The following is a 25378-nucleotide window of genomic DNA, read 5'->3' on the forward strand; positions in this document are numbered from 1 at the left end:
AGAGGACTAAATGAACGAAAAAGAATTACTAGAACTAGTCGTGAAAGCGGCTGATGAGAAACGTGCGGAGGATATCCTCGCACTTGACGTACAAGATTTGACTAGTGTGACGGATTACTTTGTTATTACTAGTTCAATGAATAGCCGTCAGTTGGACGCTATCGCTGATAATATCCGTGAAAAAGTAGCGGAAGCAGGCTTTAAAGGCAGTCATGTCGAAGGAGATGCGGCTGGAGGCTGGGTCTTGCTAGACCTCGGTGCTGTTGTCGTGCATGTCTTTTCAGAAGAAATGCGTGCCCACTATAACTTAGAAAAACTATGGCATGAGGCAAATTCAGTAGATATTTCAGAAGCTCTTGCTTAGAAGATGAACTCAGTTGTAGTCAACTGGGTTTCTTTGCTTATTTTAAAAGGAATGTGATAGAAAGGTATAGGGCGAGTGGTGTTTGCCATGGAGGCTCTTGGTATCATGATTATGGCAACTTATGAAACTTTTGCGGCGGTCTATGATGCGGTTATGGATGACAGTTTATACGATAAATGGACTGATTTTTCTCTGCGTCATTTGCCTAAGACCAAGGAGAAAAAGAAACTTTTGGAATTGGCTTGTGGGACAGGTATCCAGTCTGTTCGCTTCTCTCAGGCTGGTTTTGATGTGACTGGACTTGACTTGAGTGGGGATATGTTGAAGATTGCGGAGAAGAGAGCGACTTCAGCCAAGCAAAAGATTGATTTTATTGAAGGCAATATGCTGGATTTGTCCAAGGCAGGTCAATATGATTTTGTCACTTGTTATTCGGACTCAATCTGTTACATGCAGGATGAGGTGGAAGTCGGGGACGTTTTTAAAGAAGTCTATAATGCTCTCAACGAAGATGGTGTCTTTATCTTTGATGTGCATTCGACCTACCAGACGGACGAGGTTTTTCCAGGCTATTCCTACCATGAAAATGCGGAAGATTTCGCTATGCTTTGGGATACCTATGAGGATGCGACGCCTCACTCCATCGTGCATGAGTTGACTTTCTTTGTCAAGGAAGCGGATGGCTCCTTTAGTCGTCACGATGAAGTGCATGAGGAGCGGACCTATGAGGTCTTGACCTATGATATTTTGCTGGAACAGGCCGGATTTAAGTCTTTCAAACTCTATGCAGACTTTGAGGATAAAGAGCCTACAGAAACTAGCACCCGTTGGTTTTTTGTCGCGCAGAAGTAGGAGATTACTATGACCATCACAGGTATTATTGCGGAGTTTAATCCTTTTCATAATGGGCATAAATACCTGCTTGAGCAGGCTGAGGGACTGAAAATCGTTGCCATGTCTGGTAATTTTATGCAGCGTGGAGAGCCTGCTATCGTAGACAAGTGGGTACGGACCCAGATGGCGCTAGAAAATGGAGCGGATCTGGTGGTGGAATTGCCCTTTTTAGTCAGTGTTCAGGCAGCAGATTTCTTTGGCCAAGGAGCTGTGGATATCTTAACCCAGTTAAGAATTGATAACCTAGCCTTTGGGACGGAGGAAGTTCTGGATTATCAAAAAATCGCTGACTTATACACAGAGAAAGGTGCTGAGATGGAGCAATTTGTGGAAAATCTGCCTGATTCCCTTTCCTATCCCCAGAAAACCCAAGCCATGTGGAAAGAATTTGCAGATCTTGATTTTTCAGGCAATACGCCCAATCATGTTCTAGCTCTGGCCTATGTCAAGGCAGTTGCAGGGCGAAATATTAAACTTCATCCAATTCAACGTCAGGGGGCTGGTTACCATTCTGTGGATAAGGATGTGGACTTTGCCTCGGCGACAGCCCTTCGTCAGCACCAGAGGGACAAAGATTTCTTAGAACGCTTTATGCCTTCTGTTGCCCTCTTTGAGCAGGCTAGTAAGGTGAGCTGGGAAGACTATTTTCCTATGCTCCGCTATCAAATCTTGTCAAATCCCTACCTACCAACCATTTATCAGGTCAATCAAGAAATGGCTGTGCGCATTAAAGAGGCTATTAAACCAGCCCAGTCTGTTGACGAATTGGTTGAAGCGGTTGCGACCAAACGTTACACCAAGGCGCGTGTCAGACGCCTTTTGACCTATATTTTGGTGCAGGCCAGAGAAAGTGACTTACCAGAAGCTATTCATGTTCTTGGCTTTACTGAAAAAGGCAGGCAACACCTCAAGTCTCTGAAAGGGCAGGTCAATCTAGTCAGCCGAATTGGCAAAGAACCTTGGGATGCCATGACCCAAAAGGCAGACCAGATTTATCAACTGGGGAATCCCAGTATAGAAGAGCAGAATTTTGGAAGAGCGCCGATAAGAATAGAAACAAACTAAGTCTACTGCGAAGTAGGCTTTTCTAAACAACAAGTTTATTTTAGCAAACATGTTCCAAATTCCTCAAAACATATTCTATTTTAGGTTTGTGAAAATCACATTTTTATGGTAGAATGTAAAAGAATGTATGTCATTCGGAATAACAATAAAATGAGGTAAAAACATGGAAGTAATGTCGCTTGCGATTGCTGTTTTTGCCGTCATCATTGGTTTAGTCATTGGATATGTCAGCATCTCAGCTAAGATGAAATCATCTCAGGAAGCTGCAGAGTTGATGCTTTTAAATGCTGAACAAGAAGCAACTAATTTACGTGGACAAGCTGAACGTGAAGCAGATTTACTTGTTAATGAAGCCAAACGTGAAAGCAAGTCTCTTAAAAAAGAAGCACTATTGGAGGCCAAAGAAGAAGCCAGAAAATACCGTGAAGAAGTGGACGCTGAATTCAAATCAGAACGTCAAGAACTCAAACAAATCGAAAGTCGTTTGACAGAGAGAGCTACTAGCCTTGACCGTAAAGACGACAATTTGACGAGTAAAGAACAAACACTTGAACAAAAAGAACAAAGTATTTCTGATAGAGCGAAAAACCTTGATGCGCGTGAAGAGCAATTAGAGGAAGTCGAAAGACAAAAAGAAGCAGAGCTAGAGCGTATTGGTGCTCTGTCTCAGGCAGAAGCACGAGATATTATCTTGGCTCAGACAGAGGAAAATTTGACCAAGGAGATTGCTAGCCGTATTCGTGAAGCTGAGCAAGAGGTCAAGGAACGTTCTGACAAAATGGCCAAGGATATCCTGGTTCAAGCTATGCAACGTATCGCTGGTGAATATGTAGCAGAGTCAACGAACTCAACAGTTCATCTGCCAGACGATACTATGAAGGGACGCATTATTGGTCGTGAAGGTCGTAACATTCGTACCTTTGAAAGTTTGACAGGGGTCGATGTGATTATCGACGATACGCCAGAAGTGGTGACCTTGTCAGGTTTTGACCCGATTCGTCGTGAGATTGCTCGTATGACTATGGAAATGTTGCTCAAAGATGGTCGTATCCACCCAGCTCGTATCGAAGAGTTGGTTGAGAAAAACCGTCAAGAGATTGACAATAAGATCCGGGAATACGGCGAGGCAGCAGCCTATGAGATCGGTGCGCCGAACCTCCATCCAGACTTGATGAAGATTATGGGACGTTTGCAGTTCCGTACCTCTTATGGACAAAATGTTTTGCGCCATTCGATTGAGGTTGCTAAGTTGGCTGGTATCATGGCGAGCGAGCTTGGTGAAAATGCGGCTCTTGCCCGTCGTGCTGGATTCCTTCACGATATCGGGAAAGCTATTGACCGTGAGGTTGAGGGTAGCCACGTTGAAATCGGTATGGAATTGGCACGTAAGTACAAGGAACACCCAGTTGTGGTAAATACGATTGCTAGCCACCACGGAGATGTTGAAGCTGAGAGCGTCATTGCAGTTATCGTCGCTGCAGCAGATGCCTTGAGTGCAGCTCGTCCAGGTGCTCGTAGTGAGTCTCTTGAAAGCTACATTAAGCGTCTTCATGATTTGGAAGAAATTGCTAACGGTTTTGAAGGAGTGCAAACTAGCTTTGCCCTTCAAGCAGGACGTGAAATCCGCATCATGGTAAATCCAGGACAAATCAAGGACGACAAAGTCACAATCTTGGCTCACAAAGTTCGTGAGAAAATTGAAAACAATCTCGATTACCCAGGAAATATCAAGGTAACCGTGATTCGCGAGCTTCGTGCAGTAGATTATGCTAAATAAATAAGAAAGAGCAGTTGAAAAATTACTGCTTTTTTGTTACACTAGATAGAAAGACTGTAAAGGATAATCTGGCTTTTTGCCATTATTCTAGAGAAATGTTATTTCACAGACTGACTAAAAGGAGACACAATGGCAGACCGAGGCTTACTAATCGTTTTTTCTGGTCCTTCAGGGGTTGGAAAAGGAACGGTTAGAAGAGAGATTTTTGAGAGTTCTGAAAACCAATTTCAATACTCTGTATCGATGACGACACGCGCACAACGTCCTGGAGAAGTGGATGGTGTTGACTATTTCTTCCGTACTCGAGAAGAGTTTGAAGAGCTGATTCGTCAAGGTCAGATGTTGGAATATGCAGAATATGTCGGCAACTACTATGGAACTCCTCTGACCTATGTCAATGAAACCTTGGACAAGGGAATCGATGTTTTCCTTGAAATTGAAGTTCAGGGTGCTCTTCAGGTCAAGAAAAAGGTTCCAGATGCTGTCTTTATCTTCCTGACACCACCCGATTTGGATGAATTGCAAGATCGTCTGGTAGGTCGTGGAACAGATAGTGCAGAAGTAATTGCCCAACGAATCGAAAAAGCCAAGGAAGAAATTGCCCTCATGCGTGAATATGATTATGCGATTGTCAACGATCAGGTGCCCCTAGCTGCTGAGCGTGTCAAACGTGTGATCGAAGCAGAACACTTCCGTGTGGATCGTGTCATTGGTCACTATCAGGAGATGTTACCAAAATCTCCAACTACCCGATAAAATATAGAAAATAGGTACAAGCAAATGATGTTAAAACCCTCTATTGATACCTTGCTTGACAAGGTTCCTTCAAAATATTCACTCGTAATCTTGGAAGCAAAACGTGCCCACGAATTAGAAGCAGGTGCGCCAGCAACTCAAGGTTTCAAGTCTGAAAAATCAACTCTTCGCGCTTTAGAAGAAATCGAATCAGGAAACGTTACAATTCACCCAGACCCAGAAGGAAAACGTGAAGCGGTGCGTCGCCGTATCGAAGAAGCAAAACGTCGCAAAGAAGAAGAAGAAAAGAAAATCAAAGAGCAAATCGCTAAAGAAAAAGAAGATGGTGAAAAAATTTAAGGTTGGGGGGACTCAATCTTATTTTTTCTATTGCAAGAATGTACTGACAAGGAGGAGGTGAGAAGATGGCTATAGCTAAAATTATCGTGGATGTGCCCTTGATGCAGACGGACCAGCCCTATAGTTACAGGATTCCGGAGGAATTTGAGGGAATGCTTGAAGTTGGGATGCGGGTTCATGTTCCCTTTGGTAAGGGCAATCGCCTGATTCAAGGGATTGTTCTTGGTTTGGAGTCCCAACCAGATGAAGAAGAGGCTAATCAAGATTTAAAAGATATTGCGGAGGTGCTGGATTTTTCTCCTGTTCTCACGCAAGAACAACTCTGGCTGGCTGAGGAGTTACGTAAATCTGTCTTCTCCTACAAAATCTCTATTCTCAAGGCTATGTTACCAGGGTTTCTGAACTCCAGCTATGACAAAATTCTCTATCCTAAGGCAGGTCTGAGTCAGGAAGACAGAGAGCGCTTGTTTGGTTCAGAAAATTCGCTTGCCTTTTCTTCACTAGACCTTGCCAAACAAGCTGAAATGATGCAACTGACTAGAAAAGGCCTGCTTGGTCTGGAGTATCAGGCAGTCGATCAAAAGAAAGTCAAGACCCAGTCTTGGTATGAGGTTCATCTTGCTCAATTAGAAGGAGTAGAGATTTCTACACGTGCCAAGAAAAAGTTGGAATTGAGAGATTACTTGCTGTCTCATCCTGAGAGTGCTTCCTTGGCTAGTTTGTTAGAGTCCTATTCGCGGGACCAAGTCAACTTCTTTGTGGAACAAGGTGCTGTGACCATAGTCCAAAAGGAAGTTCAACGCTCGGCTGCTTATTTTGAAGGTATTGAGACAAGTCGACCTTTGGAGTTAAATCCAGAACAAAGACAGGCGCGTGATGCGGTTGTCAGTGCGATTGGCAGTCATCAGCCTCCCTTCCTCCTTCAAGGGATTACAGGAAGTGGGAAGACCGAGGTTTACTTGCAGATTATCCAAGGGGCCTTGGACAAGGGCAAGACAGCTATTTTGCTGGTGCCTGAGATTTCCTTGACTCCGCAAATGACGGAGCGTTTTATAGCACGTTTTGGGGACAAGGTGGCCATTCTTCACTCAGGCTTGTCTAATGGTGAAAAGTATGATGAATGGCGCAAGGTCGAGCGTGGAGACGCTCAAGTTGTTGTGGGTGCCAGATCTGCCATCTTTGCTCCTCTGAAAAATCTGGGTGTCATGATTATTGATGAGGAGCATGAAGCGACTTATAAGCAGGACAGTAATCCCCGTTATCATGCCAGAGAGGTTGCTATTTTACGGGCTCAGTATAATCAAGCGGCTTTAGTCCTTGGTTCTGCAACGCCGAGCTTAGAGAGCCGTGCGCGAGCTGGAAAAGGCGTTTATCAACATTTACGTCTGACCCAACGCGCCAATCCTTTAGCTAGGATCCCTGAGGTTCAAGTGATTGACTTTCGGGACTATATCGGACAAAATGAGACGTCAAACTTTACGCCACCTTTGTTAGAAGCTATTCAGGACCGTCTAGCTAAAAAAGAGCAGGTAGTTCTCATGCTCAATCGCCGTGGTTATTCTAGCTTTGTCATGTGTCGAGAGTGTGGAACGGTGGATACTTGTCCCAACTGTGACATTTCTCTGACCTTGCATATGGATACCAAGACTATGAACTGCCATTATTGTGGTTTCTCGAAGGATATTCCTCAGGTCTGTCCTAACTGTAAGAGCCGAAGCATTCGTTACTACGGGACGGGAACTCAGAAGGCTTATGACGAGCTAGCAGAACTTTTTCCCCAGGCTCGCATTCTGCGCATGGATGTGGACACGACTCGTAAGAAAGGTAGTCATCAAGCTCTCCTTGACCAATTTGGTAGAGGGGAAGCAGATATTTTACTAGGTACTCAGATGATCGCCAAGGGATTGGATTTTCCAAATGTGACTTTGGTCGGAGTTCTCAATGCCGATACATCCTTGAATCTGCCTGATTTCCGTTCTTCTGAGAGAACCTTCCAGCTCTTGACTCAGGTGGCAGGTCGAGCAGGTCGGGCTGAAAAAGCAGGTCAGGTCTTAATCCAGTCTTACAATCCTCAGCACTACGCTATCCGATTTGCCAAGGATCAGGACTACGAAGGCTTTTACGCTTATGAAATGGGAATCAGACGACAACTTGGTTATCCGCCTTACTATTTCACCATTGGCATTACCCTTTCTCATAAAAAAGAAGAAGAGGTTGTCAAACGTGCTTATGAAGTGATGAATATTTTGCGGTCAGGTTTGTCAGAAACCAGTAACATCCTTGGGCCGACGCCCAAGCCCATCGCTCGTACTCACAACCTCTACCATTACCAGATTTTAATTAAATACCGTTTAGAAGATGAGCTGGGGCCGACTCTCAACCAGGTCTTGGCCTTGACTCAAGAACGGGAAAATAGTGAGCTCCGTCTCAGCATTGACCATGAGCCACAGCAATTTTTATAAGAAGGAGAAGATATGACAAAACTAATCTTTATGGGGACACCCGACTTTTCAGCAACAGTCTTAAAAGGACTTTTGACAGATGACCGTTACGAAATTCTAGCTGTTGTAACCCAGCCAGACCGTGCTGTCGGCCGTAAAAAAGTGATCCAAGAAACCCCAGTTAAACAAGCTGCCAAGGAAGCAGGACTTCCTATTTATCAACCTGAAAAACTATCTGGAAGTCCAGAGATGGAAGCTATTATGAAGCTAGGAGCGGATGGGATTGTGACAGCTGCTTTTGGGCAGTTTCTCCCAAGTAAACTCCTTGATAGCATGGACTTTGCTGTCAATGTTCACGCCTCCCTCCTTCCTAAACACCGTGGTGGTGCGCCTATCCATTATGCCTTGATTCAAGGGGATGAGGAAGCTGGTGTGACCATTATGGAGATGGTTAAGGAAATGGATGCAGGAGATATGATTTCTCGTCGTAGTATTCCGATTACGGATGAGGACAATGTCGGCACCTTGTTTGAGAAATTGGCGCTAGTTGGTCGTGATTTGCTTTTGGATACTTTGCCTGGCTACATTGCTGGTGATATCAAACCTGAAGCGCAGGATCCAAGTCAGGTTACTTTCTCGCCAAATATCAAGCCAGAAGAAGAAAAACTGGACTGGAATAAAACCAATCGTCAACTCTTTAACCAAATCCGTGGAATGAATCCGTGGCCTGTTGCCCATACTTTCCTTAAGGGCGACCGCTTTAAGATTTATGAAGCTCTACCAGTAGAAGGTCAGGGAAATCCAGGAGAAATCCTCTCTATCGGCAAGAAAGAATTGATTGTCGCAACGGCTGAAGGGGCTTTATCCCTCAAACAAGTGCAGCCAGCTGGTAAGCCTAAGATGGACATTGCTTCCTTCCTCAACGGAGTTGGACGTACATTGACTGTAGGAGAACGATTTGGTGACTAAAGTAGAAACGGCTAGAAGTTTATCCCTAGCAGTATTAGAGGATGTCTTTATCAATCAAGCATACTCAAATATTGCCTTAAATAAGCATCTCAAGGGAAGCCAACTTTCAGCAGCAGACAAGGGTTTGGCGACCGAGCTGGTCTATGGAACGGTAGCCCGTAAACTGACTCTGGAATGGTACCTATCCCACTTTATCGAAGACAGAGATCAGTTAGACAGCTGGCTCTACGTCCTTCTCCTCATGAGTGCCTACCAACTCCGCTATTTGGACAAGATTCCAGATCATGCTGTGGTCAATGAAGCAGTGGAATTGGCCAAAGTCCGTAAAAAAGGTAGCGAAAAATTGGTCAACGCCGTCCTTCGCCGTATCTTGCGTGAAGGCTGGCCAGATATTGCTAGCATCAAACGAAAAAACAAGCGTGATTCCATTGCCTATTCTCTCCCAGTTTGGCTAGTTACCAAACTCAAGGAAGAATACGGAGAAGAGCGAGCACAAGCTATCTTTGAAAGTCTCTTAGTGCGCAACAAGGCTAGCATCCGAGTGACTGACTTAAGCCGAAAAGAGGAAATTCAAGCCTTGTTAGAGGCGAATAATTCCCTTTTAGCAACCACTGGTCTGGTTAAGGAGCAAGGGCATTTTGCAGGCCATGATTTGTTTGCGGAGGGAGCCATTACCATCCAAGACGAGTCCAGTCAGCTGGTTGCTCCGACGCTTGATTTACAAGGTGATGAGCGAGTGCTTGATGCCTGTGCGGCTCCAGGTGGGAAAACAGCCCATATAGCCTCTTATCTTACGACAGGTCAGGTTACTGCTCTGGACCTTTACGATCACAAGTTGGATTTAATCCAAGAAAATGCCCAACGTCTGGGAGTTGCAGATCGGGTTCAAAGGCAAAAATTGGATGCCAGAAAGGTACATGAGTTTTTTGGTCAGGATTCATTTGATAAGATTTTGGTGGATGCTCCCTGTTCAGGAATCGGTCTTTTGCGCCGAAAACCAGATATCAAATACAATAAAGAAACGGCAGATTTCGCGTCCTTACAGGAAATTCAGCTAGAAATATTAGGTAGTGTTTGTCAAACACTAGGCAAAGGTGGTATAATAACTTATAGTACCTGTACTATTGTCTCAGAGGAGAATTTTCAAGTCGTTGAGGCGTTTTTAGAAAGTCATCCTGAGTTCGAGCAGGTAAGACTAGAACATGAATGTAAGGATATCATGAAAGACGGCTGTATCCTCATTACACCTGAATTGTATGGAAGTGATGGATTCTTCATCAGTCAATTTCGCAAGATATCGGATTAGGAAGGAACTGACACATGGAAATTTCATTATTAACAGATGTTGGTCAGAAACGGACAAATAACCAAGACTATGTCAACCACTATGTCAATAGAGCTGGGCGTACCATGATTATTTTAGCTGATGGGATGGGAGGTCATCGCGCAGGGAATATCGCTAGTGAAATGGCGGTAACAGACCTAGGTATAGCTTGGGTCGATACCCAAATCGATACAGTCAATGAAGTGCGTGAATGGTTCGCCCATTACCTAGAAATTGAAAATCAAAAGATTCACCAGCTTGGTCAGGATGAAGCTTACAGAGGCATGGGAACTACTTTGGAAGTCCTTGCTATTATTGGCAATCAAGCTATCTATGCTCATATCGGTGATTCGCGTATCGGCTTGATTCGTGGAGAAGAATACCATCAGTTGACGAGCGACCATTCTTTGGTCAATGAATTGCTCAAGGCTGGTCAATTGACACCAGAAGAGGCAGAAGCTCATCCGCAAAAAAATATTATCACCCAGTCTATTGGTCAAAAAGATGAAATTCAGCCTGATTTTGGGACAGTTATCCTTGAGTCAGGCGACTATCTCTTGCTCAATAGTGACGGCTTGACCAACATGATTTCAGGCAGTGAGATTCGTGATATTGTAACCAGTGATATTCCTTTAGCAGATAAAACGGAGACACTTATTCGTTTTGCTAACAATGCAGGAGGCTTAGACAACATTACGGTTGCCCTTGTTTCTATGAACGAGGAGGATGCAGAATGATCCAAATCGGCAAGATTTTTGCCGGACGCTATCGGATTATCAAACAGATTGGTCGAGGAGGCATGGCAGATGTTTACTTGGCCAAAGATTTGATTCTAGACGGGGAAGAAGTGGCAGTGAAGGTTCTGAGAACCAACTACCAGACAGACCCGATAGCTGTAGCTCGTTTTCAGCGTGAAGCGAGAGCTATGGCAGATTTAGACCATCCTCATATCGTTCGGATAACAGATATTGGCGAGGAAGACGGTCAACAGTACCTCGCTATGGAGTATGTGGCTGGACTTGACCTGAAACGCTATATCAAGGAACATTATCCTCTTTCTAATGAAGAAGCCGTCCGTATCATGGGACAAATCCTCCTAGCCATGCGCTTAGCCCATACTCGAGGAATTGTTCACCGGGACTTGAAACCTCAAAACATCCTCTTGACACCAGATGGGACTGTCAAGGTTACAGACTTTGGGATTGCAGTAGCCTTTGCTGAGACGAGTCTGACTCAGACTAACTCGATGCTGGGTTCAGTTCATTACTTGTCACCAGAGCAGGCGCGTGGTTCGAAGGCGACTGTACAAAGTGATATCTATGCAATGGGGATTATTTTTTATGAGATGCTGACAGGTCATATCCCTTACGATGGAGATAGTGCGGTGACCATCGCTCTCCAACATTTCCAAAAACCACTGCCGTCCGTTATTGCTGAGAATCCATCTGTGCCCCAGGCTTTGGAGAATGTTGTTATCAAGGCAACTGCTAAGAAATTGACAGATCGCTATAAATCAGTTGCTGAAATGTATGTGGATTTGTCTAGTAGTTTGTCTTATAATCGTCGTAATGAACCAAAGCTGGTCTTTGACGATGCGACTAAGGCAGATACCAAGACTCTACCAAAAGTATCCCAGAGCACCTTGACTTCGATTCCTAAGGTTCAAGCGCAGACAGAACACAAACCAATCAAAAAACCAAGCCATGCTGTGACAGAGGAAACTTACCAACCACAAGTATCGAAAAAACGTAGATTTAAGATGCGTTACCTGATTTTTTTGGCCAGCATTGTATTGGTGGCAGCTTCTCTTATTTGGATACTATCCAAAACTCCTGCAACTATTGCCATTCCAGATGTGGCAGGTCAGACAGTTGCGGAGGCCAAGGAAACACTCAAGAAAGCCAATTTTGAGATTGGCGAGGAGAAGTCAGAGGCTAGTGAAAAGGTGGAAGAGGGGCGGATTATCCGTACAGATCCTGGTGCTGGAACTGGTCGAAAAGAAGGGACGAAAATCAATTTGGTTGTCTCATCAGGCAAACAATCCTTCCAAATTAGTAATTATGTCGGCCGGAAATCCTCTGATGTCATTGCGGAATTAAAAGAGAAAAAAGTTCCAGATAATTTGATTAAAATTGAGGAAGAAGAGTCCAAGGAGAGTGAGGCTGGAACGGTCATGAAACAAAGTCTACCAGAAGGTACGACCTATGACTTAAGCAAGGCAACTCAAATCGTCTTGACAGTAGCTAAAAAAGCTACGACGATTCAATTAGGGAACTATATTGGACGGAACTCTACAGAAGTAATCTCAGAACTCAAGCAGAAGAAGGTTCCTGAGAATTTGATTAAGATAGAGGAAGAAGAGTCCAGCGAAAGCGAACCAGGAACGATTATGAAACAAAATCCAGGTGCAGGTATCCTTTATGATTTGAGTAAACCTACTCAAATCGTCTTGACAGTAGCTAAAAAAGTTACAAGTGTTGCCATGCCGAGCTACATTGGTTCCAGCTTGGAGTTTACTAAGAATAATTTGATTCAAATTGTTGGGATTAAGGAAGCTAATATAGAAGTGGTAGAAGTGACGACAGCGCCTGCAGGTAGTGCAGGAGGTATGGTTGTTGAACAAAGTCCTAGAGCAGGTGAAAAGGTAGACCTCAATAAGACAAGGGTCAAGATTTCAATCTACAAACCTAAAACAAGTTCAGCTACTCCTTAAAATCAGATGGATAATCAAAATAAGTAATCAATCTTTGTCATGATTTCGTGGCAAAGATTTTTTTTGAGTCCGGATTTGTGATAGAATAGAGGGAGTTGATAAAAGGAGGAAAGCATGGAAGAATCAAGAGAATTAAATGCCGTCATCGATGTGATTATGTTAGCTGGAACCATTCTTCTCAAAAGTGGCTCAGAGATTCATCGTGTAGAAGATACCATGATCCGTATTGCGCATTCGCAGGGGATTGTGGATTGCAATGTTCTTGCCATGCCTGCCGCTATCTTTTTCTCTATTGAAAATACCAATATTTCGCGAATGAAACGCGTGACTTCCTCTTCTTATAACATCGAAAAAGTCTGCGATGTCAACCAGATTTCTCGTCAGCTGGTTGGGGGGCGGATTGATTTAGAGACAGCCTTCAAGCAATTGAAGGCCTTGCAAGCCCAGCCCCTTCCCTATACTAAGTTGCAGGTAACTCTGGCCGCGACCCTTAGTGCTCCTTTCTTTTCGGTTATGTTTAGTGGAAATATCTATGACGCACTTGGGGCAGGAGTGGCGACCTTATTTGGTTTTGCCTTTTCCCTCTATGTGGAGAAGTTTATCCGAATTCCCTTTGTGACGGCCTTTGCTGGGGCCTTCGTCTTTGGAATGATTGCCCAGTTTTGGGCTCGCTACACAGGCTTTCCTTCAACGGCAGACTTGATTATAGCTGGTGCGGTCATGCCTTTTGTACCAGGGATTGCCTTGACTAATGCGGTTCGTGATATTATGACTAACCACATAAACTCTGGTATGAGCAAGATGTTTGAATCCCTGCTCATTACCCTTGCTTTAGGGGCAGGAACTTCTGTCGCCTTGGTATTGATGAACTAATATGACACTAACAACCTTTTTATTACAAGCAGTGGCAAGTCTTCTTGCCATTATCACTTTTTTAATCGTACTCAATGTGCAACGCTCTATGCTCTTACCTGGAGGGATTTTGGGCATGGCTGTCTGGCTAATTTATCTCTTGCTCAAGGAACCGACCAATGTCATTGTTGCTACCTTCATTGCGGCCATTATCGGTTCTTGTGTCAGCCAGATTTTGAGTATTCTTTATAAGACTCCTGCTGTAGTCTTTATCTTAGCCATCTTGGCACCCTTGGTTCCGGGTTATCTCTCCTATCGGACAACTGCCTTTTTTGTGACAGGGGACTATAATAAAGCGCTGGCAAGTGCGACCTTGGTTGTCATGCTGGCTCTGGTCATTTCCATTGGAATGGCTAGCGGAACAGTGATTCTCAGACTTTATTCTTACTTACGAAAACAGCATAAAAGTTAGATTCATAAGAGGCTTGATTTGGTGAATCAAGTCTTTTTTCTCTCTTTTATTGCCATTTGTGATAAAATAGTACTGAACGATTTTTTACATGAATGATAAAACAGAGGTAAATATGACAATCGGTATTGATAAGATTGGTTTTGCGACCAGTCAATATGTCTTGAAATTACAAGACTTAGCAGAAGCGAGGGGAATTGACCCTGAAAAATTAAGCAAAGGACTCTTACTCAAGGAATTAAGTATTGCGCCTCTAACTGAGGATATCGTGACCTTGGCCGCCAGTGCTAGTGACTCTATTTTAACTGAGCAAGAAAGACAAGAAATCGATATGGTCATTGTGGCTACCGAGTCAGGAATTGACCAGAGTAAGGCTGCGGCGGTCTTTGTGCATGGCTTGCTGGGCATTCAGCCCTTTGCTCGTAGTTTCGAGATTAAAGAAGCTTGCTATGGGGCGACAGCGGCCCTTCATTATGCAAAACTGCATGTGGAAAATTCTCCAGAGTCCAAGGTCTTGGTTATTGCTAGCGATATTGCCAAATACGGTATTGAAACTCCAGGAGAACCCACTCAGGGTGCCGGAAGTGTGGCTATGTTGATTACACAGAATCCACGCATGATGGCCTTTAATAATGACAATGTGGCTCAAACTCGTGACATCATGGATTTCTGGCGTCCAAATTACTCAACAACTCCTTATGTAAATGGTGTCTATTCTACCCAACAATACCTAGATAGTTTGAAAACGACTTGGCTTGAATACCAAAAACGCTACCAGCTTACTTTGGATGATTTTGCAGCTGTTTGCTTCCACTTGCCTTATCCTAAATTAGCGCTAAAAGGCTTGAAAAAAATCATGGATAAGAACTTGCCTCAAGAGAAAAAAGACCTCTTGCAAAAGCATTTTGACCAGTCTATTCTCTACAGTCAGAAGGTGGGGAATATCTATACAGGTTCTCTCTTCCTTGGGCTTCTGTCTCTCTTGGAAAATACAGATAGCTTGAAGGCTGGTGATAAAATTGCCCTTTATAGTTACGGAAGTGGTGCTGTGGCTGAGTTCTTCAGTGGTGAATTGGTTGAAGGATATGAAGCTTATTTGGATAAAGATCGTTTGAATAAGCTCAACCAACGAACTGCCCTATCCGTTGCAGACTATGAAAAAGTCTTCTTTGAGGAAGTAGACTTAGATGAAACAAATTCTACCCAGTTTGCTGGCTATGAAAATCAAGATTTTGCCTTGGTTGAAATTGTTGACCACCAACGCCGTTATAGCAAGGTTGAAAAATAATGAAGATAAGTTGGAATGGATTTTCTAAAAAATCATACCAAGAGCGCCTCGAGCTGTTAAAAGCTCAGGCGCTCCTTAGTCCTGAGAGACAAGCGAGTCTGGAGCAGGATGAACAGATGAGTGTGACTGTGGCAGACCAGCTGAGTGAGAATGTGGTGGGGACTTTTTCTCTGCCTTATTCGCTGGTTCCAGAGGTTCTTGTCAATGGTCAGGAGTACACAGTTCCCTATGTGACAGAAGAGCCCTCTGTGGTTGCTGCGGCCAGTTATGCCAGCAAAATCATCAAGCGAGCAGGTGGCTTTACTGCTCAAGTGCATGAGCGTCAGATGATTGGGCAGGTGGCCCTTTATCAAGTTGTTGAACCTGAACAAGCGCAAGAGAAGATTGCCAGCAAGAAAGCAGAACTCTTGGAGCTTGCCAATCAAGCCTATCCTTCTATCGTTAAACGTGGAGGTGGGGTGCGTGATTTGCATATAGAGCAGATCAAAGGTGAAACAGACTTTCTCGTCGTTTATCTTCATGTCGATACCCAGGAAGCCATGGGTGCTAATATGCTCAACACCATGCTGGAAGCCTTGAAACCAGTCTTAGAAGAACTGAGTCAAGGACAGAGTCTTATGGGAATCCTGTCCAACTACGCGACCGATTCTCTGGTGACTGCAAGCTGTCGCCTCGCCTTTCGCTACTTGAGTCGCCAAAAGGATCAAGGACGAGAAATTGCGGAGAAAATTGCTTTGGCTAGTCAGTTTGCACAGGCTGATCCTTATCGAGCTGCTACTCACAATAAAGGGATTTTTAATGGTATTGATGCCATTTTAATTGCCACTGGTAATGACTGGCGTGCCATTGAGGCGGGAGCTCATGCTTTTGCCAGTCGAGACGGGCACTTTCAAGGTCTCAGTCGCTGGACGCTGGACCTTGAAAGAGAAGAATTGGTCGGTGAGCTTACCCTGCCCATGCCTGTGGCGACCAAGGGAGGCTCTATCGGCCTCAACCCTCGTGTAGCCCTCAGTCATGAACTACTGGGAAATCCTTCTGCCAAAGAATTAGCCCAGCTTATCGTTTCTATCGGACTTGCCCAAAATTTTGCGGCACTCAAAGCCTTGGTCAGTACAGGCATCCAGCAAGGCCACATGAAATTGCAGGCCAAATCCTTGGCACTTCTAGCAGGTGCTAGTGAATCCGAGGTAGCTCCCCTAGTTGAGCGTCTGATCGCAGAGAAAACCTTTAATTTAGAGACAGCCCAGCGCTATCTCGAAAATTTAAGATCATAAAAAACTCAGACAGATCGGTCTGAGTTTTCTTGTGCTTATACTCTTCGAAAATCTCTTCAAACCACGTCAGCTTCGCCTTGCCGTAGATATATGTAACTGACTTCGTCAGTCTTATCTACAACCTCAAAGCAGTGCTTTTAGCAAACTGTGGCTAGCTTCCTAGTTTGCTCTTTGATTTTCATTGAGTATTAAATACTTTTTCCTGGTAATAGGGTAACTGGTAAAAAGTAGCCTGTTGTTGCCACGTCCTTGCCTTCGATTTTTTGCAAGAGTAGGTCAACAGTGAGGCAGGCAATCTCTTCCAAGGGTTGCTTGATAGTAGCCAGTTGAGGGTAGTAATTCTCGATAAAGTAGGTCCCATCATAGCCGATGATTTTAAGCTCTTTCGGGACAGAAATGCCCAGTTCTTGAGCGATTTTAATGACCAGAATAGCTGTTAAGTCATCTGAAGCAAAGATGGCATCTGGTCTTTGACGGGTCAAGATATTCTTGATTTCCATTTCTTTTCTGACAGGAGAAAAGTCACTGGAAACATTGATAATAGGTGCTTTGGGGAGAACAGATGCAAAGCCAGCGTGACGTAGTCCAGTTGGCGAATTAGAATTGTCATTCCCTGTAATCATGATGATGGACTGGGCACCTGTCTTGACTAAGGTCTGGGCTGCGAGAACTCCACCAGCATAGTTGTCAGAGGAGACGACTGGAATGTCTGGTGACAGATTTCGGTCAAAGGAAATAATCGGCGCCGTCACACGATTGTAGTCTTCGATTCCCAAGTTGTGACTACCCGAAATGATGCCGTCCACCTGATTAGCTTCCAACATTTCGATGTATTCGCGTTCCTTCTCAGAGTCATGCTCGCTGTTGCAAATGATGGTCTTGTAGCCATTTTTGAAGAGTTGGTGTTCCAGCTTATCAATCAATTCTGCGTAGAAAACGTTGGAAATATTTGGGAAAATCAAGCCGATTAACTTAGCTGATTTTCCTTGTAGACTGCGAGCTAGGTTGTTGGGTTTATAGCCCAGTTCTCGCATGGCTTCATTAACCTTTTGAATGGTTTTTTCAGATAGATACCCTTTTTTATTGATAACCCGAGAAACGGTAGTAGGACTGACGCCTGCAAGTTTGGCGACATCAGTTAGTTTTGCGACCATAATCTAATTCATAGTAAGTTCCAGTTGGATTTCCAGATTTGATGAGGATACCATTTTGGTCCGCATGTGGGAAGACACGACCAGAAAATACTTTTTCTCCTTTATTGATGAAAATTTCAAAGACAGAGTTATCGATGAAGATTGTAGCAGTAGTAGCCTGATGATCGATAGGGCAAGAGCGAGTTGTTCCAAATTCTTGGGCATACTGTTCACCAGCCTGGCTACGATCCACTGTCACTTGACCATTTACAAGGTCAAAGTTGATGGAAAGTCCCTTTCCTTCTTGATCAGCAAGTAAGGTAATCTCGCTCTGGCTATTAGCTTCCAAGTTGAGTTCAAGTTCGTAAGTGTTCTTGGTTTGGGCACGGTTTGAGAAAGGTTCTTCAGAAGCACGAAGGTTCTTGATAGCTGCGACTGGGTATTGGTAGAGTTTGCCGTCTTTGATAGTGAGTTCCTTGACCAAAGAGAAGGTTCCTTGGTGGTCAAAACGGTCAGATGGGTAAGAAACATCTGGCAAGCCAAGCCAGCTAACAGCTAGAGCACGTCCGTCAGGAGCGTTGAAGGCTTGAGTTGCATAGGCTTCGAAACCATAGTCCATGTTTTGAAGTTGAGATACATCTACCATTTTAGCATTTTCAGGGTCAAAGGAAGCCCCAATCTTATACATATTTGGAAAGATATTATCGTAGTCTAGAACTTTCTTATCCAATCCTTGTGGGCAGTAGAGAAGGACAGGTTGTTCCCCTACAAAGACCAGATTTGGACATTCCATCATGTAGGCAGTACGGTCGTTAGCAAAGTCAAGGTTGCCAACGGCTTGCCAGTTTGTATAGTCGTTGTCTACAGCCTTGTAGAGACGGACGAAGCCTTTTTTATCCAAGTCCTGTCCACCGACGATGGCATAATATTGGCCCTTGAAGTTAAAAATTTGCGGGTCGCGGAAGTGGTCAGTAGAGTCTGCTGGTTGGTCAATCAAAATCTTGTCAATCTTTGTAATCTTGCCATCCTTATCCATCAAAGCTCCAATCTGGTAAGGGTGACGGATCCAGTTTTCATCGCGGACATTTCCTGTATAGAATAGGAACAAGTTATCGCCAAACTGCATGGCAGAACCAGAGTAGGCACCGTGGCTATCTAATAGAGTATCAGGCAAAACTTTGACTCCAGTTTCTGTGAAGTGAACCAAGTCCTCACTTTCCAACTGCACCCAAGATTTCAAACCGTGGGCTGCACCAAAAGGAAAATTTTGATAAAAAACAACCCACTTCCCATCAAAGTAGGAAAAGCCATTTGGGTCGTTTAGAAGTCCTGTTTTTGGCTCAACATGGTAATGAGTATGCCATGGAGATTGTGCCATATTTTCTTTTATATGTTGAATTTCTTCTTGCGTCCAATCTTGATAAAGTCTGTAACGACGCTCAGTTGTCCATTCCATTCATTCATTCCTCCAAAAATCTTATCACTTCTAATAGTAACCGTTTTCGATAAAAAATGCAAGCCTTTTATGTTAAAAAAGAGAAAAAACTGTCAAACGTTTACCACAAATTAAAAGCAGAAAATCAATCATTTTTTTACAAAAATATGAAAGATAATAAAATCAAAGCCGCTTTAATCATGATTTTAAACTTATTTTTTCAAGGAACACCTGCTAAAACAGTCAAAATCAATCAATCTAAAGCGAGCTTACTAAGTGGATAGAATATTTTTTCTGCAAAACGCTTGACATATTTCTAAAACATGATAAAATAATAGTCGTAGGGCGAATAAAATCGCTTTCAAACAATAACAAAATTTTATATAAGGAGATTTTTGCAAATGAACAATCAGGAAATTGCAAAAAAAGTCATCGATGCCTTGGGCGGACGTGAAAATGTCAACAGTGTAGCTCACTGTGCGACTCGTCTTCGTGTCATGGTCAAAGATGAAGGAAAAATCAATAAAGAAGTGATTGAGAACTTGGAAAAAGTTCAAGGTGCTTTCTTTAACTCAGGTCAATACCAAATCATCTTTGGTACTGGTACAGTAAACAAAATGTACGATGAAGTTGTTGCGCTTGGTTTGCCAACATCATCTAAAGATGACATGAAAGCAGAAGCTGCGAAACAAGGGAACTGGTTCCAACGTGCTATCCGTACTTTCGGTGACGTTTTTGTTCCAATCATCCCAGTTATCGTAGCGACAGGTCTCTTTATGGGTGTGCGTGGTCTTTTCAACGCTCTTGAAATGCCACTTCCAGGTGACTTTGCAACTTACACTCAAATCTTGACAGATACAGCCTTTATCATCTTGCCAGGTTTGGTTGTGTGGTCAACCTTCCGTGTATTTGGTGGAAATCCTGCCGTTGGTATCGTTCTTGGTATGATGCTTGTTTCTGGCTCACTTCCAAACGCTTGGGCAGTCGCTTCAGGTGGTGAAGTAACAGCTATGAACTTCTTTGGTTTCATCCCTGTTGTTGGTTTGCAAGGTTCTGTTCTTCCAGCCTTCATCATCGGGGTTGTCGGAGCTAAATTTGAAAAAGCTGTCCGCAAGGTTGTTCCAGATGTCATTGACCTCTTGGTAACACCATTCGTGACACTTTTGGTCATGTCTATCCTTGGACTCTTTGTTATCGGACCAGTCTTCCACGTTGTTGAAAACTACATCCTTATTGGTACAAAAGCAATTCTTGGCTTGCCATTTGGTCTTGGTGGTTTCTTGATTGGTGGGGTTCACCAATTGATTGTCGTGTCAGGTGTGCACCACATCTTCAACTTGCTTGAAGTGCAATTGCTTGCTGCTGACCATGCTAATCCATTCAACGCGATCATCACTGCGGCTATGACAGCCCAAGGTGCTGCGACTGTTGCGGTTGGTGTTAAAACTAAAAATCCAAAACTGAAAACACTTGCTTTCCCAGCTGCTCTTTCTGCCTTCCTCGGTATTACAGAGCCTGCTATCTTCGGGGTGAACTTGCGTTTCCGTAAACCATTCTTCCTTTCATTGATTGCTGGTGCAATCGGTGGTGGATTGGCTTCAATCCTTGGACTTGCTGGTACTGGTAGTGGTATCACTATCATCCCTGGTACAATGCTTTATGCAGGTAATGGACAACTTCCACTATACCTTCTTATGGTAGCTGTATCATTTGCACTTGGTTTTGCTCTTACTTACATGTTTGGTTATGAGGATGAAAAAGAAGTTGCTACTGAAGTAGAGACAGAACGTTTGGTCCAAGAAGAAACAACTGGTAACATTCCAGCAACTCTTCGAAATGAAACACTTGTAACTCCTATCGTCGGTGATGTTGTCGCTCTTGCTGATGTTAATGACCCTGTTTTTTCAAGTGGAGCTATGGGACAAGGTATCGCTGTGAAACCAAGTCAAGGTGTGGTATATGCACCAGCTGATGCTGAAGTTTCAATCGCCTTTGCAACAGGACACGCCTTTGGTTTGAAAACAACTAATGGTGCTGAAGTCTTGATCCACGTTGGTATCGACACTGTAACAATGAACGGTGAAGGTTTCGAACAAAAAGTTGCCCAAGGTGACAAGGTGAAAGCAGGCGATGTTCTTGGAACATTTGACTCAAACAAAATCGCTGCAGCTGGTCTTGATGATACAACAATGGTTATCGTTACAAACACAGCTGACTTCTCTTCAGTAGCTCCAGTCGCAACAGGTTCAGTTGCGAAGGGGGATGCTCTTATCGAAGTGAAAGCTTAATCTTTCCTAGCTAAATGAAAACGAACAAATGACATGTTTGTTCGTTTTTGCTTGAATGGTAAGATTTACAGAGGAAAATCTAAAAAATAGAGAAATTTAGACTTTCGAAATATGCTATAATAAAGAAAATAAAAACAAGAGGTTTATCATGACAAAATTATATGGAAGCTTGGAAGCGGGCGGTACAAAGTTTGTCTGTGCTGTCGGTGATGAAAACTTTAACGTTGTAGAAAAAACACAATTTCCAACAACAACTCCAATCGAAACAATCGATAAAACTATTGAGTTCTTCTCAAAATTCGACAACCTTGCTGGTCTTGCAGTTGGTTCATTTGGTCCGATTGATATTGATAAAAACTCAAAAACCTATGGCTTTATCACAACAACTCCAAAACCGAACTGGGCAAATGTGGACTTGCTTGGTGCCCTTCGTCGCGCCCTCAACGTGCCAATGTACTTCACAACAGACGTAAACAGCTCTGCTTATGGTGAAGTGGTTGCCCGTAACAATGCTGGTGGTCGTATCGAAAACTTGGTTTACTACACAATCGGTACAGGTATCGGTGCAGGTGTCATCCAACGTGGTGAGTTTATCGGTGGTGTGGGTCATCCTGAAATGGGTCATTACTATGTGGCTAGACACCCAATGGATATTGAAAAAGAGTTTAAGGGTGTTTGTCCTTTCCATAAGGGATGTCTGGAAGGCTATGCAGCTGGTCCAAGTCTGGAAGCTCGTACAGGTGTTCGTGGGGAAAACATTGAACTCAACAACCCTGTCTGGGATGTTCAAGCCTACTACATCGCCCAAGCTGCGGTTAATGCGACAGTGACTTTCCGCCCAGACGTGATTGTCTTTGGTGGAGGGGTCATGGCTCAACAACACATGCTGGACCGTGTCCGTGAAAAATTTACAGCTCTTCTCAACGGCTACCTACCAGTACCAGATGTGCGTGACTATATCGTGACGCCAGCAGTCGCAGGAAATGGTTCTGCCACCCTTGGGAACTTTGTCCTTGCAAAAGAAGTTTCAAAATAAAGCACAAAATCCGCTTGGGAAACCAAACGGATTTTTTACATGTCAAAGCATTTGCCAGAAAAAGTCAATAATATAGGTCAGACCGTAGGTATAAACCACGAGGGTAAAGGGTTTGGTCAGAACGATGATGATCATATAGCGCTTGAAGCTCATCTTGGTCAGGGCAGCCAGCATACAGAGAAAGTCAGCTGGACTAATGGGCCAAATCATCATAAAAATAAAGAAACGGTCAAAACGATTGCCCTTATCCAACCAGCCTATATACTTGTCATAGGTGCGCTTGCTGACGACAGACTGGACAAAGGTAGCTCCGTAGAGGCGCACCAGATAAAAGATAATGGCACAGCCAATCACGATGCCGATATAGTTGTAGATTGTCCCGATGATGTGACCGTAGATAAAGACGCCAGCCACCGAGGTCAAGGCCCCAGGAATGATAGGGACGACCGTCTGTAAAATCTGTAAAAAGATAAAGAGAGGTGGCCCCCAGATGCCTGCCTGCTGGATAAAGGCAGAGAGGGTTTCCTTAGACTGTAAAATCCCAGCCTGATAAGCCCAAATACAGAAAATCAAACTCCCAACCCCACCGACAATCGATGAGATATTGATAACTTGCTGCAGAAGGGGAGAAACAGCTTTCATTTGTTTATCCTGTGACATGTAAACTCCTCATAGATAGTATATTTCTACTATACCATATTTTGGAGGAGAAAGGGGGAAAGGATTGTTTTGGGATTAGAGGGAATTTCAAGAATTTAAACCTAATTTTATTCCAATTATAAAATTTAAGAACGGGTTTCATGATATAATGTGTATAAGTAAATTGATATTGGAGAAAATAAATGAAATCAACAATAGAGAAAATTAATAAATTTCGGGATGATCGGGATTGGAGAAAATTTCACAATGAAAAAGATTTAGCTATTTCTATTTTGCTGGAATCTAGTGAACTTCTAGAATTGTTCCAATGGAAGCAGCCTGAAGAAGTTACAACAAATTCTCTCGAAAGAATTAAAGAAGAACTAGCGGATGTGCTAATATATTCAATGATGTTAGCTGATAATTTACAACTGGATATAGAACAAATTATTGAAGAAAAATTAGAAAAAAATAAAGCGAAATATCCTGTTAAATTAAGTAAGGGGAATAATAAAAAATATACTGAATTATAGTGTTGAGTAACTGATATGAGTAAAATATTGAAACCAGTAATTGAAGAAGTAAAATATGAAAGTGGTTCATTAGACACTTTACAGGAAACTTTAAAAATCAGTTTTCGTGATGAAAACAAGATACTATTGTTTGAGTATCCGACTATATATATTGTAAATGATAAAAATTCTGATGGATATAGTGTTTATGTAGGTGAAACAACAGATATTGTACGTCGTACAAATCAACATTTAGGTGAAATTAGAGAAGATTGGACTAAATTTTCAAAATCAAATACTACTAAAATGTTTGTTATAGGTCATCATCACTTTAATAAGTCTTTGACACTAGATATTGAGAATAGACTAATGTTGTATTTATTAAGTGTTGATAATGTTTCAAATGTTCAAAACAGACGAGGGAATCCTCAAAATAAATATTATACTTCTGATGAGCTTGATGAGATTTTTACCAAAATTTGGAGTTCGTTAAATAAGAAAAATAAGTATTTATTTCCAGCAGAAAGTATTGTTAGAAATTCTGCAATTTTTAAATCTTCCCCATTTCATAAATTAACCAATGAGCAATTAAAAGCGAAAAATGAAATCGTTTTTAAAATTACATCAGCACTTAGTAAGAACGAGTTTGGAACTTTAATCTTGGTTAAAGGAGAAGCTGGTGCTGGTAAAACTGTTTTGATGAGTTCTTTAATCGATGATCTATTAAATTCTGATGACACGGATTTCCTAAGAGAAAATAATGCAATTAATTTGGTTGTTAATCATGATGATCAATTGAGTGTCTATAAAGAAATAGAGAAAAAGCTTGAATGGAAGAGTGGTTCAACCCTTGATGTTGCTATGAAACCAACTCAGTTTTTAAACGCACTAAAAAAGCAAGATGCTAATGCTGGTATAGTTGTTATTGACGAAGGACACTTACTTTTGACTGCAAAAAATCAAGCTTATCAAGGTGGTAATCATTTAAAGGATATACTATCAAAATCGAAAGTAGTAGTTTTAGTGTACGATGATAATCAAATAATGAGTAAATCTCAAATATGGGTAGATGATTCATTTTTGACTTTACAGCATCAAGCGAGGCTGTCTGGCAATTTAATTGAATTAAATAATCAAATGCGTATAAAAGCTAGTGAATCAACAATTAGTTGGATTAGAAATATTATTGATAAAAGAGAAATTACCAAATTAAAAGAAGATAATAACTATGATATCCAGATATTTAATTCTCCCAAGGAATTACAGGATGCTATTAAATTAAAAGATGAGAATCGTCATTTAGGGATTTCTAGGTTAATAGCAACTTATGATTGGGAATATAGTAGTCAATCTAAACCTGAATCTAAAGATTATTGGTGTGTGGAAATAGATGACTGGTCTTGTCCTTGGAATAGAGAATTGAGTAGGGATAGGAAAAACTCTAAACTTTCTTGGATTGAACAACCACAAACTATTGGTGAAGTAGGATCCACTTTTACTGTGCAAGGTTTTGATTTGAATTATGCTGGAGTCATTATTGGTCCATCGGTTAAATATAGAGATGGTAAAATTAAGTTTGATATCTCTGCTAGTAAAAATAAAGGGGCAGTTCAAAATAGGAAACTCGAAAATGGTGAAATGAAAAATTTTGGTGAAGATCTTTTAAAAAATGAATTAAATGTTTTACTTACAAGAGGAGTAAATGGACTCTATATCTACGCAGTAGATGAAGAACTTCAAGCGGCTTTAAAAAAGGCAATTTTATAAGATTATAAGGTAGGAATAGATATTTATGAATCTAAACATGGTA

Annotated in this window: 23 protein-coding genes; 20 read left to right on the top strand and 3 right to left on the bottom strand. The window is 42.5% G+C overall.

The genetic code is table 11. The annotated features are described in order from the left end of the window. The first annotated feature begins 10 nt into the window (after positions 1 to 10). The 15 genes from rsfS to HMPREF9957_RS09490 all read left to right on the top strand — a co-directional run bounded on the left by rsfS (position 11) and on the right by HMPREF9957_RS09490 (position 16525). On the top strand, positions 11 to 364 hold the full coding sequence (gene rsfS / locus HMPREF9957_RS09420; RefSeq protein WP_001003006.1) for a ribosome silencing factor: 354 nt from the start codon (positions 11 to 13) through the stop codon (positions 362 to 364). A gap of 111 nt (positions 365 to 475) precedes the next feature. Next, on the top strand, positions 476 to 1216 hold the full coding sequence (locus HMPREF9957_RS09425) for a class I SAM-dependent DNA methyltransferase (RefSeq protein ID WP_025170714.1): 741 nt from the start codon (positions 476 to 478) through the stop codon (positions 1214 to 1216). Positions 1217 to 1225: 9 nt separating this feature from the next. Next, complete coding sequence (locus HMPREF9957_RS09430; RefSeq protein ID WP_000156381.1) at positions 1226 to 2323, top strand: nucleotidyltransferase; 1098 nt, start codon at positions 1226 to 1228, stop codon at positions 2321 to 2323. Positions 2324 to 2486: 163 nt separating this feature from the next. Then, positions 2487 to 4100: a ribonuclease Y gene (locus HMPREF9957_RS09435; protein ID WP_000453526.1), complete on the top strand. Its 1614-nt coding sequence runs from the start codon at positions 2487 to 2489 to the stop codon at positions 4098 to 4100. Between the two features lie 129 nt (positions 4101 to 4229). Further along, positions 4230 to 4856 carry a guanylate kinase gene (gmk, locus tag HMPREF9957_RS09440; protein WP_000775041.1) on the top strand — a complete coding sequence of 209 codons (627 nt, stop codon included), beginning with the start codon at positions 4230 to 4232 and terminating at the stop codon, positions 4854 to 4856. Positions 4857 to 4880: 24 nt separating this feature from the next. Next, positions 4881 to 5195: a DNA-directed RNA polymerase subunit omega gene (gene rpoZ / locus HMPREF9957_RS09445; protein WP_025170715.1), complete on the top strand. Its 315-nt coding sequence runs from the start codon at positions 4881 to 4883 to the stop codon at positions 5193 to 5195. A 65-nt stretch (positions 5196 to 5260) separates the two neighbouring features. Then, positions 5261 to 7657: a primosomal protein N' gene (locus tag HMPREF9957_RS09450; protein ID WP_000951909.1), complete on the top strand. Its 2397-nt coding sequence runs from the start codon at positions 5261 to 5263 to the stop codon at positions 7655 to 7657. Positions 7658 to 7669: 12 nt separating this feature from the next. Then, on the top strand, positions 7670 to 8605 hold the full coding sequence (gene fmt / locus HMPREF9957_RS09455) for a methionyl-tRNA formyltransferase (protein WP_000163674.1): 936 nt from the start codon (positions 7670 to 7672) through the stop codon (positions 8603 to 8605). Next, positions 8598 to 9911, top strand: a complete 1314-nt coding sequence (gene rsmB / locus HMPREF9957_RS09460; RefSeq protein WP_004242664.1) for a 16S rRNA (cytosine(967)-C(5))-methyltransferase RsmB — start codon at positions 8598 to 8600, stop codon at positions 9909 to 9911. The genes fmt and rsmB overlap by 8 nt, the downstream gene beginning before the upstream one ends. A gap of 14 nt (positions 9912 to 9925) precedes the next feature. After that, the gene (locus tag HMPREF9957_RS09465; RefSeq protein ID WP_000406238.1) at positions 9926 to 10666 is read left to right on the top strand and encodes a Stp1/IreP family PP2C-type Ser/Thr phosphatase; all 741 of its coding nucleotides are present in this window, start codon (positions 9926 to 9928) and stop codon (positions 10664 to 10666) included. Next, positions 10663 to 12642: a serine/threonine-protein kinase StkP gene (stkP, locus tag HMPREF9957_RS09470; protein ID WP_000614505.1), complete on the top strand. Its 1980-nt coding sequence runs from the start codon at positions 10663 to 10665 to the stop codon at positions 12640 to 12642. The genes HMPREF9957_RS09465 and stkP overlap by 4 nt, the downstream gene beginning before the upstream one ends. A 114-nt stretch (positions 12643 to 12756) precedes the next feature. After that, positions 12757 to 13515, top strand: a complete 759-nt coding sequence (locus tag HMPREF9957_RS09475; RefSeq protein ID WP_000392951.1) for a threonine/serine exporter family protein — start codon at positions 12757 to 12759, stop codon at positions 13513 to 13515. A gap of 1 nt (position 13516) precedes the next feature. Beyond that, on the top strand, positions 13517 to 13966 hold the full coding sequence (locus HMPREF9957_RS09480; protein WP_000176928.1) for a threonine/serine exporter family protein: 450 nt from the start codon (positions 13517 to 13519) through the stop codon (positions 13964 to 13966). Positions 13967 to 14078: 112 nt separating this feature from the next. Beyond that, positions 14079 to 15251: a hydroxymethylglutaryl-CoA synthase gene (locus tag HMPREF9957_RS09485; RefSeq protein ID WP_000151952.1), complete on the top strand. Its 1173-nt coding sequence runs from the start codon at positions 14079 to 14081 to the stop codon at positions 15249 to 15251. Continuing rightward, positions 15251 to 16525 (top strand): hydroxymethylglutaryl-CoA reductase, degradative, encoded by a 1275-nt coding sequence (locus HMPREF9957_RS09490; RefSeq protein ID WP_000704397.1) that lies wholly within the window; start codon positions 15251 to 15253, stop codon positions 16523 to 16525. The genes HMPREF9957_RS09485 and HMPREF9957_RS09490 overlap by 1 nt, the downstream gene beginning before the upstream one ends. 188 nt (positions 16526 to 16713) lie before the next feature. Here HMPREF9957_RS09490 and HMPREF9957_RS09495 read toward each other — a convergent pair whose 3' ends face one another. Together HMPREF9957_RS09495 and HMPREF9957_RS09500 are read right to left on the bottom strand one after the other, a co-directional pair. Next, entirely contained in the window at positions 16714 to 17679 is a 966-nt protein-coding gene (locus tag HMPREF9957_RS09495) for a LacI family DNA-binding transcriptional regulator (protein ID WP_000226010.1), read from the bottom strand. Beyond that, positions 17660 to 19114 (bottom strand): sucrose-6-phosphate hydrolase, encoded by a 1455-nt coding sequence (locus HMPREF9957_RS09500; RefSeq protein WP_000455322.1) that lies wholly within the window; start codon positions 19112 to 19114, stop codon positions 17660 to 17662. The genes HMPREF9957_RS09495 and HMPREF9957_RS09500 overlap by 20 nt, the downstream gene beginning before the upstream one ends. 56 nt (positions 19115 to 19170) lie before the next feature. Here HMPREF9957_RS09500 and HMPREF9957_RS09505 point away from each other — a divergent pair, with 56 nt between their 5' ends. The 3 genes from HMPREF9957_RS09505 to scrK all read left to right on the top strand — a co-directional run bounded on the left by HMPREF9957_RS09505 (position 19171) and on the right by scrK (position 22417). After that, on the top strand, positions 19171 to 19377 hold the full coding sequence (locus tag HMPREF9957_RS09505; RefSeq protein WP_004242645.1) for a hypothetical protein: 207 nt from the start codon (positions 19171 to 19173) through the stop codon (positions 19375 to 19377). Positions 19378 to 19494: 117 nt separating this feature from the next. Beyond that, on the top strand, positions 19495 to 21381 hold the full coding sequence (locus HMPREF9957_RS09510; protein ID WP_001064575.1) for a sucrose-specific PTS transporter subunit IIBC: 1887 nt from the start codon (positions 19495 to 19497) through the stop codon (positions 21379 to 21381). 148 nt (positions 21382 to 21529) lie between these two features. Next, positions 21530 to 22417, top strand: coding sequence for a fructokinase ScrK (gene scrK, locus HMPREF9957_RS09515; protein WP_000164309.1), 888 nt, complete (start codon positions 21530 to 21532; stop codon positions 22415 to 22417). A gap of 42 nt (positions 22418 to 22459) precedes the next feature. Here scrK and HMPREF9957_RS09520 read toward each other — a convergent pair whose 3' ends face one another. Beyond that, a complete protein-coding gene (locus HMPREF9957_RS09520; RefSeq protein ID WP_000076169.1) occupies positions 22460 to 23077 on the bottom strand; it encodes a TVP38/TMEM64 family protein in 618 nt (205 codons plus the stop codon). 182 nt (positions 23078 to 23259) lie between these two features. On the opposite strand from HMPREF9957_RS09520, the gene HMPREF9957_RS09525 reads away from it, so the two are divergent. Next, the gene (locus HMPREF9957_RS09525) at positions 23260 to 23589 is read left to right on the top strand and encodes a MazG-like family protein (RefSeq protein ID WP_000843086.1); all 330 of its coding nucleotides are present in this window, start codon (positions 23260 to 23262) and stop codon (positions 23587 to 23589) included. Between the two features lie 15 nt (positions 23590 to 23604). Beyond that, positions 23605 to 25335, top strand: coding sequence for a DUF2075 domain-containing protein (locus HMPREF9957_RS09530; RefSeq protein WP_000034974.1), 1731 nt, complete (start codon positions 23605 to 23607; stop codon positions 25333 to 25335). Positions 25336 to 25378: the final 43 nt, after the last annotated feature.

It is taken from the genome of Streptococcus mitis SK1080 (genome assembly GCF_000220085.1).
GTDB lineage: Bacteria > Bacillota > Bacilli > Lactobacillales > Streptococcaceae > Streptococcus > Streptococcus mitis_K.

Coding starts and splice junctions, on each gene's coding strand:
- HMPREF9957_RS09490 (WP_000704397.1), top strand. CDS start 15,251: ATGAAGATAAGTTGGAATGGATTTTCTAAAAAATCATACCAAGAGCGC.
- HMPREF9957_RS09495 (WP_000226010.1), bottom strand. CDS start 17,679: ATGGTCGCAAAACTAACTGATGTCGCCAAACTTGCAGGCGTCAGTCCT.
- rpoZ (WP_025170715.1), top strand. CDS start 4,881: ATGATGTTAAAACCCTCTATTGATACCTTGCTTGACAAGGTTCCTTCA.
- HMPREF9957_RS09500 (WP_000455322.1), bottom strand. CDS start 19,114: ATGGAATGGACAACTGAGCGTCGTTACAGACTTTATCAAGATTGGACG.
- stkP (WP_000614505.1), top strand. CDS start 10,663: ATGATCCAAATCGGCAAGATTTTTGCCGGACGCTATCGGATTATCAAA.
- HMPREF9957_RS09425 (WP_025170714.1), top strand. CDS start 476: ATGGCAACTTATGAAACTTTTGCGGCGGTCTATGATGCGGTTATGGAT.
- HMPREF9957_RS09485 (WP_000151952.1), top strand. CDS start 14,079: ATGACAATCGGTATTGATAAGATTGGTTTTGCGACCAGTCAATATGTC.
- HMPREF9957_RS09510 (WP_001064575.1), top strand. CDS start 19,495: ATGAACAATCAGGAAATTGCAAAAAAAGTCATCGATGCCTTGGGCGGA.
- fmt (WP_000163674.1), top strand. CDS start 7,670: ATGACAAAACTAATCTTTATGGGGACACCCGACTTTTCAGCAACAGTC.
- HMPREF9957_RS09475 (WP_000392951.1), top strand. CDS start 12,757: ATGGAAGAATCAAGAGAATTAAATGCCGTCATCGATGTGATTATGTTA.
- scrK (WP_000164309.1), top strand. CDS start 21,530: ATGACAAAATTATATGGAAGCTTGGAAGCGGGCGGTACAAAGTTTGTC.
- rsfS (WP_001003006.1), top strand. CDS start 11: ATGAACGAAAAAGAATTACTAGAACTAGTCGTGAAAGCGGCTGATGAG.
- HMPREF9957_RS09480 (WP_000176928.1), top strand. CDS start 13,517: ATGACACTAACAACCTTTTTATTACAAGCAGTGGCAAGTCTTCTTGCC.
- gmk (WP_000775041.1), top strand. CDS start 4,230: ATGGCAGACCGAGGCTTACTAATCGTTTTTTCTGGTCCTTCAGGGGTT.
- HMPREF9957_RS09530 (WP_000034974.1), top strand. CDS start 23,605: ATGAGTAAAATATTGAAACCAGTAATTGAAGAAGTAAAATATGAAAGT.
- HMPREF9957_RS09435 (WP_000453526.1), top strand. CDS start 2,487: ATGGAAGTAATGTCGCTTGCGATTGCTGTTTTTGCCGTCATCATTGGT.
- HMPREF9957_RS09525 (WP_000843086.1), top strand. CDS start 23,260: ATGAAATCAACAATAGAGAAAATTAATAAATTTCGGGATGATCGGGAT.
- HMPREF9957_RS09450 (WP_000951909.1), top strand. CDS start 5,261: ATGGCTATAGCTAAAATTATCGTGGATGTGCCCTTGATGCAGACGGAC.
- HMPREF9957_RS09465 (WP_000406238.1), top strand. CDS start 9,926: ATGGAAATTTCATTATTAACAGATGTTGGTCAGAAACGGACAAATAAC.
- HMPREF9957_RS09430 (WP_000156381.1), top strand. CDS start 1,226: ATGACCATCACAGGTATTATTGCGGAGTTTAATCCTTTTCATAATGGG.
- HMPREF9957_RS09520 (WP_000076169.1), bottom strand. CDS start 23,077: ATGTCACAGGATAAACAAATGAAAGCTGTTTCTCCCCTTCTGCAGCAA.
- HMPREF9957_RS09505 (WP_004242645.1), top strand. CDS start 19,171: ATGCAAGCCTTTTATGTTAAAAAAGAGAAAAAACTGTCAAACGTTTAC.